The organism is Shewanella psychromarinicola (genome assembly GCF_003855155.1).
In the GTDB taxonomy this organism is placed as follows: domain Bacteria; phylum Pseudomonadota; class Gammaproteobacteria; order Enterobacterales; family Shewanellaceae; genus Shewanella; species Shewanella psychromarinicola.
Map to the genome: position 1 here is coordinate 1,746,606 of NZ_CP034073.1, position 14,653 is coordinate 1,761,258.

Below are 14,653 nucleotides of genomic sequence, written 5' to 3' on the forward strand. Positions count from 1 at the left end.
TGTTGACCGAGATCTTATATTCGCAAATATTATCTACCGATAATGGTTCTGGCGAAGCCTTCGATTTGATCGAGGGCTTCTTCCCAGCCACTGGGGTTGCTTAAATCTAAACTCATCTGATATTGGCGATAATATCGAGCCGATTTAACTTGGTTCAAGTGAAGCCGAGTCGGTGCTTGTTCCATTGAATTAGGATGCGCATCCGATGACTGAATATCGAGGATTGGAATAGACATGGCGACTAATTGTTCTGCAATCGATTTACGCTGACTTTGCGGATCAATTAAATATTCATATTCACGATAAGGGTTGATCAACACCAACATATCAGGCGTGGGAATTTTTTTATCATAAAGTAAATTGGTGATCATGCCTGCACTGTCATCAATCACGATCAGAATTTGGGCTCCTGGAAATAAACCTGTGGTGGAGCTTAACTGATTAAGGGCTTCATTTAGACTAGCTTGTTGAAAATTTCGTAGTTCAAGTAACTGAGATGAATCATATTTTGGTGTGCTTTTATTGCTACTAAGTTGTAACTGTTGGGTACCTGCCTTGGTGATATCTTCAGGTTTTGTGGCATAGTTGGGCCGGTATAGCCCTTTTGCCGGTGTTAAGCTAATACTTGCCCAGCCACGGCTATTAATTGTTGTTCTTAGGTAGCTGGCTAAACCTGCGGCATCAGCATCGGTGTCGGATGCGGCAATAATGGTTACTGAACCGAAGTGTTTTTTGCTCTGCCAAGACCTAACGAGAACTTTACTTTGCTTGCCGTCGATAGTGACAAATTTAATTTCATCAGCAGACAGGTGAGCATATTGTTGCTGCGCCTGTGTGAAGGGCATCGTCGCCAATATGCTTATCGATACGATTAATAACTGACTAAGTCGACCTAGTTGCACGATAACCTCGAGCGAATAACATCATAATATGATTAGCTTAATGTATTTTGGTGGCAAAAAACAATGCCCTGATAAACAGGGCATTGTTGATACAAGATTGTTGCTACAAAATTGTGTAATGCTAACTCACCCCCACGGTTAATCCGAGTGGCGGTGAGCGAGTTGTTATACGTGGCTGACAAGCACCATGCGTATTGCATCAAGTTGTAATTGACTGTTGTCCATGTAGCCCGTTAACTCGACCATTTGGTTGCGAATATGTTCTAACTCGTCTTCGCGAATGTTCGGGTTTACGGCTTTTAGGGCTTCAAGTCTTGCTAATTCACCCGTTAATTGCAGTGTCATTTTGCTGCGAGCATCGATCACCAGTTGCGTTAGCGCTTGTTTTGCATATTCTTCACCTTTGGCGAGTAACGGGTGCAAAATAGGCTGAGAGGCATTCACCAGCTTGCTGGCAATATGACGGTTAATGGCACTTAGCTGCTTGTCAAAACTGGCGTAATCAACTTTATCGGCCATATTTAAGCCATTTTTATCCAGCAATACTCGGATGGGTGTTGGTGGTAAATAACGGTATAGCTGAGTGGCTTTAGGTGCAGAGGCATCGGCCATGTAAATCAATTCTAAAAACAGCGTACCAGCAGGTAATGCCTTATTTTTTAGAACCGCGACACTGGTGGTGCCGGTTTCTGAACCGGTAATTAAATCTAAGCCCGTTTGTACTAAAGGATGCTCTTGGGAGATAAACGCAATGTCGTCACGTGCCAAAGCCGTTTCACGATCAAACGTCACCGTAATACCGTCTTCATTTAATCCAGGATAAGTAGGGAACATCATGTGTTCACTAGGGCGTAAGATGATTGAGTTTTCACCGCGATCTTCTTGATCAACACCAATAATGTCCCATAAGCGGATCACCGACCCGATTAGATGAGTATCATTATCGCTGTCTGCTAACCGCTTGATTAACGCATTGGCACGCTCGCCGCCATGGGAGTTTATCTCTAGCAGTTTATCTCGGCCTTGTTCCATTGCCTGTTTAAGCTCTTTGTAACGATGTTGAGTATGGTTGAGTAATTGGATCATTACCTCTTCATCAGCGTCGCAAAGCACATTGATCAGCTCGTCGGCAAATTCATTGAACAACACATGACCGCTAGGGCAGGTCAGTTCAAATGCGTTCAATCCTTGGTGATACCATCGCATCAATCTTTCTTGCGCAGTACCGCGCAGGTAAGGTAAATGAATTTGGATGTCATTTTGTTGGCCAATACGATCTAAACGGCCAATACGCTGCTCTAATAAGTCAGGATTTAGCGGTAAATCAAACAGAATTAAATGGCTAGCAAACTGGAAGTTACGTCCTTCAGATCCAATTTCAGAACAAATTAATGCTTGGGCGCCGCCGTCTTCTTGAGCAAAGTAAGCGCCGGCTTTATCGCGTTCGATAATCGACATATCTTCATGGAATACCGTAGCTTGAATACCTTCGCGGGTGCGCAGCGCTTCTTCAAGGCTTAATGCGGTTTCTGCTTGGCTAGCAATAATCAGTACTTTTTTACTGCGATGCGATTTTAGAAACTCAATTAACCAGTCTACCCGTGGATCAAACTTCCACCAACTGGCGCTGTCGCTTTCAAAGGCTTGATACAGTTTTTCAGGGCTTAATGCCTGGGCGGCTTTTTCTTTTGGTTGTTTGGCGCTGCCCATCATGGCGTTAACGCGTTCAGCAGTAACGTATTGTGGAGGCATCTCATGAGGGTAAGCATTAAATAAACGTTTCGGAAAGCCTTTCACTGATGCGCGGCTATTTCGATAAAGAACACGGCCTGTACCATGACGGTCGAGTAATTCTTGGAGTAATTCCTGTCGTGCTGCTTGTTGTGCTTCAACGTCAACCTCTGTTGACTGGATTAAGCGAATGCTTGGCTGTATGTCTTTTTCGCTAAGCAATTCGGTTAAACTATTAATGGCACTGTCGGGTAATTTAGTGTCTTTAGTTAATGCTTCAGCCGCTTCTGCTACATCTTTATAGCCTGATTCTTCAGTTAAGAAAGCGTCGTAATCGTAAAAACGATCGGGATCGAGCAGGCGTAAACGAGCAAAGTGACTTTGATGACCCAGTTGGTCTGGTGTTGCGGTTAGTAGCAATACGCCAGGGACCACTTCACTTAAGGCTTCGACGGTTTTATAGGCGCGACTAGGTGCCTCTTCTGACCACTCTAAATGGTGAGCTTCATCGACAACCATTAAGTCCCAATCGGCATCTAAGGCTTGTTCAAGACGCTTTTTCTTACGCAGTAAATCAAGTGAGCAAATGATCAACTGTTCGGTGTAAAAAGGATTGTCATTGTCGGCATAAGCTTCAACGCAACGATCTTCATCAAATACTGAAAAACGCAGATTAAAGCGGCGCAGCATTTCAACTAACCATTGATGGCGGAGTGTGTCTGGCACTATCACCAAAATGCGTTCAGCACGGCCAGTGAGTAATTGCTGATGAATAATTAAGCCAGCCTCAATGGTTTTACCTAAACCGACTTCATCGGCCAGTAGTACGCGCGGGGCGTAACGGCTACCGACTTCATGAGCGATCCACTGTTGATGCGCAATTAAGCCTACTCGTGGGCCTTGCTGGCCGAGTAAGTCTGAGGTGGCTAATTTGTGGCGTAATAACTGACATTGGTAACGCACACCAAAGCGTTCTAAGCGATCAATTTGCCCAGCGAACAAACGGTCTTGGGGTTTATTAAAGCGAATGTTGTGATTCAGCATTGTCTCACGAAGACTGACTTTTTCTTGAGTTTCGCTATGAATACCATGGTAAATCACCAATTGATTTTTTTCTTCAAGCTCTTCAATGGTGATACTCCAACCATCACCGCTTTCAACAGTGTCACCTGGGTTAAAAATAACCCGGGTTAAGGGAGCTTCACTGCGGGAAAACATCCGGTTTTCTCCAGTGGCAGGGAATAGCAGCGTAATCATGCGGCCTTCAACTTGAACGACTGTCCCTAATCCGAGTTCTGACTCGGTATCACTTATCCAGCGTTGACCTAAGGCAAACGACATCTATTACTCTCATTTATTGCGTGAAACAAAAAAGGGGGCGTATGTTAAACCAAACCCATCCAGATTGAAATTCTAGCATTGATTTATCGTTCAGATATTCATTTTTACATCATATTGACATGTTAGCGTCATATTGACGTCATAGTGTGAAACAAAGGCGATAGTGATGATATTGAGTTCTTACTCGACAAGTGGCATATTTTATTGAGGCAAGCATTGCGCATGGCAATGGCCTGTTTTCAAAGAGGCTTTAATTATTCCTTTAATGTTATACGTTTAGCTAAGTGATATTGATAACTTTTCATTGAGAGCACTCTGGAGGCACCATGGAACAAAACGACAGAAAGTTGTTTGTACTGGATACCAACGTGTTACTGCATGAACCTTTAGCGATATATTCGTTTAAAGAACATGACGTAATTATTCCCATGACTGTGTTAGAAGAACTCGATAGCATCAAGGATAGGAAGCGAGATGTCAGTCGTGATGCACGGGTTGCCATACGTGCATTAGAAGATATTTTGGGTGGTCCCACGACTCCGGAGCAAATTTTAAAAGGCGTTGCGTTGCCCACTCGTGAAGAACATTCAGACGTTTCTGGTCATTTGTCGATTTTCCCAGATCACCAAATAGAGTTTATTATCGGCTCACTACCCGGTGATAATAACGATAACCGCATTATCAACACCGCGCTGCATTTACAAAAAATCCATTCTCCCCGCACCGTGGTGTTAGTTACCAAAGACATTAACATGCGCTTAAAAGCCAAAGGCGCGGGTATTGAGCGAGTAGAAGATTACCGCAGCGATCAGTTGATTGATGATGTGCGATTTCTCGCCAAAGGCTTTTATCAATTCTCCGGAGATTTTTGGCAAAATGTCGATAAAGTGTCGACGGATCGTAAAGATCGTCATACGGTTCATCAAGTGCCATTGGAGCATCTTGGTAATGAAAACTTTTACCTTAATCAGTATTTAATTGACGACAGTTCTGATTTTTGTGGCCGTGTTGCCAGTAAAACTGAGCAACATTTGCAGATAATTGATCGCGGCCGTGATCGCTTATTACATCATCAAGCGTGGGGGGTGAAGCCGAAGAATATTTATCAAGGCATGGCGTTGGATGCTTTGCTGGACCCTGACATTGAATTGATTATTTTGACTGGCCCCGCGGGGTGCGGTAAGACGCTATTAGCCATGGCGGCGGCATTAGAACTGGTGGTTGAACGCAAGCGGTATGACAAAATTATTGTCACCCGTAACACTCCCGAAATTGCTGAATCGATAGGTTTTTTACCGGGCACCGAAGAAGAGAAAATGACCCCTTGGTTAGCCGCTATTACCGATACACTTGAAGTGCTGCATAAAAATGATGTTAATCCCAGTGGCAGTGTTAATTACATTATGGAGAAGGCTAACATTCAGTTTAAGTCGATTAACTTTATGCGTGGCCGCTCTATTCAAAACTCGGTGGTCATATTGGATGAATGCCAAAACTTAACCGCATCACAAATTAAAACCATGATCACGCGGATGGGCGAAGGGACTAAATTGATTTGCAGTGGTAATTTAGCCCAAATCGATTCGACTTACTTAACCGCGGTTACATCGGGATTAACCTACATGGTTGAACGTTTTAAAGACTTTGAAGGCAGTGCCAATATTTACCTCGATGGCGTGGTACGGTCGCGTTTAGCCGAGTTTGCTGAGGAACATTTGTAACCGTTTAACCGATTGAGATAGTGGCCACAAAGAGGGTTCTATATCCCGCCATATAATAAGGTTACATTGTGTAACCTTATTAACTTTCTTATCAATGGTTTAAAATCAGTCTTAATATTTGTTGTCTGTATTATAGCCATCGTATTCATTATCGCCGCTTATCGCGGCGATTCACATTGCGCGAATCAAGGCGAAGCCTTGAAGGCATAGTGTTGTTCAGCAACCACTGCTGCGTTGTTCTACCTCCTGCGTCAGACCTCCCTGGAAGGTTATTTTTTATGGCACAAAATAGACCATGCAATCGTACGTTTAAAAACGTCAACGCAGAGTCAAGTGATTTGAAACTTGGCCATTGAGCGGCTCAAGCGTTCCACTTCTGCGCTGGATTAACGTAAATGGCAATCGCCACTCTAGGATTAATTCACCTTAAACTGAAAGCTTGAGTGGCTCTGAATTGTTCAGATAATTAATGTGATTGGTATCACTTGCAGGTTGGACAAGTGCCTAAGGAGCCATTAATACATGTGCTTGAGCTTATCTTCCTGATATCATAATCATTCGTTTTTTATTGCCGATTATTTGGTGTTATTCGTTCGACAGCGAGTCTTCCTTTACGCTGTATCAAGGGTGGTTAATGAAACCGACTGAGCCAGACTTACAATTAAAATCTCCTATTCAACGTAATTATAACCGAGCGGTGTTTTACACCTATATCGGCGTGATTGTGATGGCCTTATTGACGGCAGGCATTATGTTTGAACGTCAAAAAGAGCAGCAAATTCAACAAAGAGAAGAACAAGTTGCTCGTCATGTTATGCAAATCGATTTATTGCTTGAGTCGAGTATTCGCGCGGTGAAAAGTTTGCGTGATGTGGCGGTGGATCATTTACGCTTGGGTGAATTTGTGCGTAAAGAGCGATTACCTCAATATGAAAAATTTAACGAAGATGGTCAGTATTTTACCTTAGAACCCAATTATGCCAACAGCGGCGTGCCGTTTACTAATATGGGGCGTATTACTGGCGCTGGATCGTTAGATAATCGCAGTGAGAGCTTTTATCAAGAGCTTGAAATGCTATTTGAGCTATCATTATCCTTCCCTGTCGCCAAAGAAGCCGCCCCTAAAGCCTCATCGATTTATTATATTTCTAAGCGTCGAATGATGTCATTTTATCCATGGGAAAGTAATGACTTACGCTTTAGAGACGAACTGCTCAATAAGAAACAATTTCAACTATCAACGCCTTCAATGAACCCACAACGGAGTGTCTTTTGGAGCGAGGCATATATTGATTCGGCTCATCAAGGTTTAATTACTACGCTTGGGTTGCCAGTGTATCTAGCTGATGAGTTTATCGGTTCAATTAACCTCGACATGACCTTATCGTCGCTAGATAAGCAAATTCGCACCTATTTTAAAATGCCTGGCACAGTTATTTTGCTTGACCAGCAAAATAATATTTTATCTCACAGTGATTTCGACTCCAGTGAAATGAATAAGGTTTACCACATTAGTCAGCGTATTCCGGCTGAGTTACATTCATTATCTGAATCTGAGCTATTTGATGCCCACGAAGGCATTTTGCGAAACGGTTATTACATTCATAGTGTGGCACTGCATAACGCGCCTTGGCGATTACTGTATTTACAAGATGAAGATGATTTATTTAAAGACTCGTGGGACAAACTGCAACTGAGTTTTCTGTTCGTGGTGCTGGCCTTGTCTCTGTTAGTGACCATAGTGCATTGGCAGACTCGCCGTGCATTCGTCAGCCCTGCTTCTCGGTTGTTAACACACTTAGAAGCATGCTCACAAACACCGATTAGACCGCCTGAAAAAATAACCCGTGGTTGGGAACCGTGGTTTGCATTAGTGAGCCGTATTTTTGAAGAGAACCGCCAGTATACTCTCCACTTAGCTGAACAAAATAAACGTCTGGACAACTTAGTGGCGCGGCGAACTCAGCGTTTACGCGAAACCACCGAACGACGCGAACGTGAATTTGCGTTATTGCGATCACTCATTGATTCGATCCCTGAAGCGATTGTGTTTAAAGACAAAGAAGGCAAATATTTAGGCTGTAATAAGTCAGCTGAACGAATGCTGGGCTACAGCGAAAATGAGATTATTGGCTTAACGTCATCAGAAGTGGTGAGCCCAGAGAAAGGCTTGCGCATTGGTGAAGAAGACAAGAAAGTACTGAGTCAGCAACATTCATTACGTTACCAAGAACGGGTCAATATTGAAGGCAAACCGGTATTACTCGATACCTTTAAACTGCCGTTTTATAATCGCCGTGGCGAACTATTAGGCTTGATTTCAGTTTGGCGCGATATTACTCGTGAATACGATGCTGCTGAGCAATTGCGTTTGTCTGAGCAGCGTTATCATCTTGCCATGGATGCGGTAGAAGATGGTTTGTGGGATTGGTATATTGATTCCGAACAAATCATTTGTAATCCAGCCTTTTATTCGATGTTGGGTTATCAAGCCAACGAATTTCCACCATTACTGGCATCCATTGATGAGTTGTATCACCCAGATGATCGTGATCGAGTGCAAGAATACCGCGCTCAGTATGTCCGCGATCCGGTTGGCACTTATGAAATTGAATTTAGAATGCGCGGTAAAAATGATCTGTATTACTGGGTGTTATCCCGTGGTCGTGCAGTTGAGTTCTCTGAGGACGGTTGCAGCAAGCGCATGCTAGGTACTCATAAAGATATTACTCGCCAGAAGAGTAATGAAGTTGCCTTACTTGAAGCAAAACAAGAAGCCGAATTAGCCAACATGTATAAGAGTGAGTTTTTGGCCAATATGAGTCATGAAATTCGTACTCCAATGAATGCCATCATTGGGATGTTGCAGTTGGCGCAGCGCACAAGTTTAACCGTGCAGCAGCAAGATTATCTTAATAAAGCAGGGTTTTCGGCCCAATCGTTACTGCGAATTATTAATGATATTTTAGATTTTTCGAAAATCGAGGCTGGCAAATTAGAGCTAGAAAGAGTCGCTTTTCCACTGGATAAAGTGCTTGATCATGTGATTGATATTAATGCCATTAAAGCCCAAGAAAAAGGCGTTGAACTCTTGCTATATGCACCGGTAACGGCGGGATTAATTTTAAACGGTGATCCGCTGCGTTTAGGCCAAGTTTTAGTCAATTTATTGTCCAATGCGGTTAAATTTACCCAAACGGGTGAGGTTGAGCTGGGTTGTGAAGACGTGGGTGAGCGTGACGACCGTATTACGCTGAAGTTCTGGGTGCGTGATACCGGTATTGGTATTAATAAAGATCATCAAGCAATGCTGTTTGATGCCTTTTCGCAAGCCGATGGCTCAACCACGCGTAAATACGGCGGTACAGGCTTAGGTTTGTCGATTAGTAAACATTTGGTGTCCATGATGGGCGGCACTATGCAAGTTGAGTCTGAAATGGGCACGGGCAGTAAGTTCAGTTTTACGATTAGTTTTGAAATTGCCGAGGAACAAGTCGTCGAACCACTTGTGGTTCCAGAACAATTAAATAATCTCACTACACTGGTGGTTGACGATAACCCAAGCGCATTACAAATATATTCAGCATTGATGAAAGATTTTAGTTTTGGGGTGAACTCAGCTAACAGTGGCCCAAAAGCACTGGATATGTTGCGTAAAAAACCGGTCGATTTATTGTTGTTAGACTGGATGATGCCAGAAATGAACGGCAGCGAGGTTATCACGGCGATTGATAAAATGGTCGAAGATGGTAGCTTAGCAAAACGGCCGATCATTATGTTAATGACCGCTTATGCCGCAGAGCCATTAGACCATGAGCTGCAAACAAAGTCGGTTTATGCGGTGTTACAAAAGCCGTTTAAAGCGTCGGCATTATTTGATGAGATTATTAACGCCTTTGCCAAAGAGCCTAAGCTTAATTCCATGCCGGTGATTATTGAAGCTGAACCTACTAAGGCATCGGGTTTGATCTTGTTGGTCGAAGATAACGTGATCAACCAACAAGTGGCATCTGAATTACTCAAAAGTGCCGGGTATGAAGTGGTGATTGCTGATAATGGTCAAGTCGCATTAGATATGATTGACTCTCAGCCGTTTGATGCGGTGTTAATGGATATTCAAATGCCGATCATGGATGGATTAACCGCTACTGCTGAATTACGCAAACGTTACAACAAAGAACAGATGCCCATCATCGCCATGACAGCACATGCCATGTCGGGTGATAAAGAAAAAAGTTTAGCCGCAGGTATGAATGCACACATTACTAAGCCGATAGTGCTTAGCGAATTATTTGAAACTTTATCTCATTGGATTAATTATAAAAATAATCATAAAGACGATTAGTATTTTTCGACGATAGGGTATTAACGACAGGGAAATTAATTATGATCCGCCGCAGCATTTCATTGGCATTGTTGCTGGCTATTACACCAGTAACGTTACTTTCTCACAGTGCGATAGCGGCCAGCGATGCCGCTCGAAAAATCATTAAGAGTGCTGAAGCGGCAAAAGGCTTTATTAATCTGTTTTATGACGCCAAATCTGCAGAGTTGTACCTGCAAGCGGATAAGCTTAATCAACCCTTTCTATTGATCACAAGCTTACCCCATGGCGTCGGTTCAAACGATATTGGCTTAGACCGTGGCCAGCTAGGCCAAACTCGGATGGTACAGTTTGAGCAACATGGCCCCTATGTCGTGTTAAAGCAGCTTAATACCCATTTTCGCGCCTCCAGTGATAACGTTGCCGAACGTCAAGCCGTAACACAAGCTTTTGCCGAGTCGATTTTATGGCGGGGTAAATTAGTGCAAGGTAAAACGGCGATAGTCGCAATTAATGACTTAGTGATCGATGATTTACATGGGGTGTCTGATGTATTAGCGGCAACCAAACAAGGTGAGTACAGCTTAGACAGCAGCCGCTCAGTGATTTTACCCCAAGGGATTAAGTCGTTTGAACGTAATGCCGATATTGATGTTAATTTAACCTTTAAGGCCAACAAAGCGGGCAAACAAGTGGCGCAAGTTACTCCAGACGGTAAATTGTTATCGGTGCGGGTGCGTTATTCATTTGTGCAACTCCCTGATGTTGGCTACCAGCCCCGCCGTTATCATCCCATGAGCGGTTATTGGTCCGATCAATATCTTGACTATTCAACCGCCATCGATCAACCGCTGACGCAACGTTATTTGCTGCGTCACAGATTAGAAAAAGTGACCCCAGGAGACGCGCCCAGTAAGGTGGTGACCCCTATTGTGTATTACCTCGACCCAGGTGTTCCAGAGCCTATTCGAAGTGCATTACTCGAGGGTGCCCGCTGGTGGGAAACGGCCTTTACAAATGCCGGTTTTATTGATGGCTTCAAGGTTGAATTACTCCCCGAAGGCGCAGACCCTCAAGATATGCGCTATAACATGATCCAATGGGTGCACCGTGCCACGAGAGGCTGGTCATATGGCGCCGTTGTTACCGATCCTCGTACCGGTGAGATCATTAAAGGTAATGTCACGCTCGGCAGCTTAAGAGTTCGTCAAGACCATCTCATTGCGCGCGGGCTTACCGCAGGCTGGCCAGATCGACACGCCGCGGATAATGCGGCAATGGCATTATCACTTGCGCGTATTCGTCAGCTAGCTGCCCATGAAGTTGGCCATACATTAGGCCTTGATCATAATTTTGCCGCATCAACAAACGATAATGCCTCTGTGATGGATTATCCGCACCCCTATGTGAGTATTCAAGGCGATAAAATAGATATCTCAGCGCCATACAGGGAAGGGATTGGCGAGTGGGACAAATACACCATAGCCTATGGTTATGGTGACCCTTCACAGGCTGATGCGTTGTTAACCTCGACCTTGAGTAAAGGTTTTCGGTATATTGGCGAAGCAGATTCCCGCAGCGCAAACGCCAGCAATGCATATGCCAGCTTATGGGATCGTGGTAACGATGCTGTCGCGGAGCTACTGCGGTTAGAGGCGGTGCGCCGTAAAGTCATTGACGATTTTAATTCAGATGCTTTATTAGCGGGTGAGCCTCATGGCGAATTAGCGGATGTATTTGTGCCTCTTTACTTGCTCACTCGTTACCAAATAGAAGCCGCCGCAAAGTGGATTGGCGGTGCTGATTACAGCTATCAACAGGTCGGTGCTGGTGTTCGTTGGAATTATATTCGCCCCAAAATGCAACTTGCTGCACTCGATTCATTACTGGCGAGTTTACAAAACTCAAGCTTATTGGTACCCAATAATGTGTTACAAGCATTGGTGCCTAAAGCGGGTAATTATCAAAAAACACGCGAAAGTTTTGGATCAAACTTAGGTGTTATCACCGATCCGGTGGCCATGGCAGAAGTGATGAGTCGCCATATTGTGTCGCAACTATTAACGCCTGAGCGTTTAAATCGAGTCAGTCAGGCCTATATGGGCGATAGTCAGCAGCTGTCGGTGGTTCAATTAATCGATAAGCTTGTTGGCATGAGTTTATACCAAGATTTACCGAGTGGCCAAGGCTTAGCAATACAAATGCGGGTGAATGCGGTGGTTATTGACAGTCTATTAGCGGCTTACCACAATCCTAAAACCGCCCCGGAAGTAAAAGCGCAGTTAGCCGCCAGAGTCGACTATATTGTCAAGCAGCTTAAACGGCGCAGTAATCGTGGTAGTGATTATCAATCGGCGCATTATGATTGGCTGTTCCAAGGTATTACCAAAGGAATGACGGATTCGACCTACCGATTAATTGCCAAGCCTGTGGACATGCCACCAGGTTCGCCAATTTAAGCACTACTAATTTAAGTGCTGTTGATTTAAATGTTGATAATACGCGACCTATAGAGCTCGCGTATTTGTGTGTATCACAGCAATAACCTAGTTTGTGTTTTAAGTGTGTGACACTTTTGTATTGAGCAAAATAGGTTTGTGAGTGATGACTTTAGGATTTTTAGGATAGAAATCATCTGCTTTACGCTCGATATGGCTAAATTGACGGGTATTTTTGTAGGGCAGTTTCATAAACCCCGAAATGCCATGACCTTGAATTTTATTCGCCTGAGCAATAATGCGATCTAAACTAGCTCGGAATGAAGCTTGTTTACGTGGATTTAATAATCGTAAATAACTGTGAATTTTTAAGTGATTAGGTAACGCTTCAAAAATAATACAACCGGTGTGATGGATTTGATTTAACCACCCTAGCTCGGTCATAATTTCTGCTGGTAGTTCCAAGTTTTCTTCCGGATCTTTACCGTCTTCAAAGTACGAGTGAAGGCGAGATTTGTCTTCTAAGGTGGGCACATCGCCGACTTCAAAAGGCATTTGCAGTTCACCGGTTATTTTATATTGATGCTCAGTACTTTTTCGCTCAAGGTGTAAGGTGTCTTTGGCATTAAAGAAGCAAGCTTTAAACACCCCAATTCGTTTAATTCCCCGCGCCATCGTCACCATATTATTAACCGCCAATATTAACGGCGCTTTCGTATCGGGATCGTAGATCGCTAAATTTGAGTCGATATACACGCCAGATTTTTGCCAATGTATCACCAGTCCACCGACAATAGGATATTGTGCCAGACGACCCACTGCGGCAATAAAGCCTTTTTCGGTATCAGCCATGCCCGCCATAAAATTACGATAATATTTATCTAATTGCACATCATCCATTTTGGCAATAGGATCTTGGGTATTGTGCTCTTTTAAAAACGATTTCCGCGAACTGTAACTCACTGTTTCAACTGTTTTTGATCGCGGTTGAGCCCACACCGGAATATCTGGTGTTAACGGAGGGGTTGATAATATCGGTAAATGCATTCTATGGCTGTGGCGCAGACTTTTGAGAAAATAATCACCCGCCAGATTACGGCGTTCAACATCATCACTGAGCATTGCATCAAGTGTTTTTGCCAGCTCGATGGGCAGTCCGATGCTGGTGGCGGGAATGACTTTTTTGCCGAAACGACTAATTTGTCCTGATGCGAGTGCATACAAGGTTGCTGCAGCGCCTTGCTCGTCAAATCGTGGGGTTGATAACGCGCCACTAAGTTGTTCGTCACCAATAAAATACACATCCCCCATGCGCGCATTAGTATGCTGTTGATCGCTTGATAGTAATGACATGACATTGTCATCAACCGCGCGGTTGTGTTCATCTCGCTGAGCAAAGACCGCAGAGCCCCAATCGATTAATGATAATTTGTCGGTTTCAATGTCATAAACTAGGTTAGACGGCTTAATATCGCCATGAACTAACGGTTTACCCTTACGCAGATAATATAAAATATTCGCCAATTGCCTTGCAATACTGACGATCATTATCGGTGGCAAAGCCCCTAATCGCTGGCAAATTTTGTCGAGGTCTTCGCCTTTAGCCCGCTCCATCACTAAAATACCTTGCTTACCGACGCGTTCAAATTTAATCGCTTCGGGTACGTTGGGATGTTTTACTTGGCTAAGCATATAGGCTTCTTCTTCTAGCCTATCTTGGACACTTTGAGGTAAATTTACCCTTGAGAATTTAAACACGTGTGACTGGCCAAACTCATTGATCCCCGCAAAAACAAAACCATAGGCTCCCTTACCAATAAATTCAATGTGCTGGTATCCCAGCTTACTCAACTGTTGCTTACACAGGCGGATCCAAGCCTTATGCTTGCGAGCGTCATTGGCGCTTAGCAGGTAGATAGACTGTTCTTCATTGATATAAAAATGTTGGAGTTGCGGTGTTTGCAAAGTAAACCTCCGTTGACGGTTAGTTCATTAAACCTTGATTAGCCTTACTGCGGCAAGTGCTTCTTATTTAAAACAAGCCATTTTATTCAAACACCAGCGCGGTCTATTTAAATAAAGCCACCTGTTTATCTAAAAACCACCACAGTATTTTCACCAATCAGCGCTTTTTATTTATAAATGGCAGCTTCCTAGCTAAAAAAAACCGATAAGTAAACCTTGACCTATATCAAA

At 43.7% G+C, this 14,653-nt stretch carries 6 protein-coding genes; 3 read left to right on the forward strand and 3 right to left on the reverse strand.

Features of this window, described 5'->3' with window-relative positions:
* Nucleotides 1-29: 29 nt before the first annotated feature.
* Together EGC80_RS07590 and rapA are read right to left on the reverse strand one after the other, a co-directional pair.
* Nucleotides 30-845 (reverse strand): DUF3530 family protein, encoded by an 816-nt coding sequence (locus EGC80_RS07590; RefSeq protein WP_124012539.1) that lies wholly within the window; start codon nucleotides 843-845, stop codon nucleotides 30-32.
* A gap of 222 nt (nucleotides 846-1,067) precedes the next feature.
* Nucleotides 1,068-3,974: an RNA polymerase-associated protein RapA gene (gene rapA / locus EGC80_RS07595; RefSeq protein ID WP_124012538.1), complete on the reverse strand. Its 2,907-nt coding sequence runs from the start codon at nucleotides 3,972-3,974 to the stop codon at nucleotides 1,068-1,070.
* Nucleotides 3,975-4,300: 326 nt separating this feature from the next.
* Here rapA and EGC80_RS07600 point away from each other — a divergent pair, with 326 nt between their 5' ends.
* The 3 genes from EGC80_RS07600 to EGC80_RS07610 all read left to right on the forward strand — a co-directional run bounded on the left by EGC80_RS07600 (nucleotide 4,301) and on the right by EGC80_RS07610 (nucleotide 12,478).
* Nucleotides 4,301-5,695, forward strand: a complete 1,395-nt coding sequence (locus EGC80_RS07600) for a PhoH family protein (RefSeq protein ID WP_124012537.1) — start codon at nucleotides 4,301-4,303, stop codon at nucleotides 5,693-5,695.
* Between the two features lie 634 nt (nucleotides 5,696-6,329).
* Nucleotides 6,330-10,040 (forward strand): response regulator, encoded by a 3,711-nt coding sequence (locus tag EGC80_RS07605; protein WP_124012536.1) that lies wholly within the window; start codon nucleotides 6,330-6,332, stop codon nucleotides 10,038-10,040.
* A 41-nt stretch (nucleotides 10,041-10,081) separates the two neighbouring features.
* On the forward strand, nucleotides 10,082-12,478 hold the full coding sequence (locus EGC80_RS07610; protein ID WP_124012535.1) for a zinc-dependent metalloprotease: 2,397 nt from the start codon (nucleotides 10,082-10,084) through the stop codon (nucleotides 12,476-12,478).
* 99 nt (nucleotides 12,479-12,577) lie between these two features.
* Here EGC80_RS07610 and EGC80_RS07615 read toward each other — a convergent pair whose 3' ends face one another.
* Nucleotides 12,578-14,422 (reverse strand): serine/threonine protein kinase, encoded by a 1,845-nt coding sequence (locus tag EGC80_RS07615; protein ID WP_124012534.1) that lies wholly within the window; start codon nucleotides 14,420-14,422, stop codon nucleotides 12,578-12,580.
* Nucleotides 14,423-14,653: the final 231 nt, after the last annotated feature.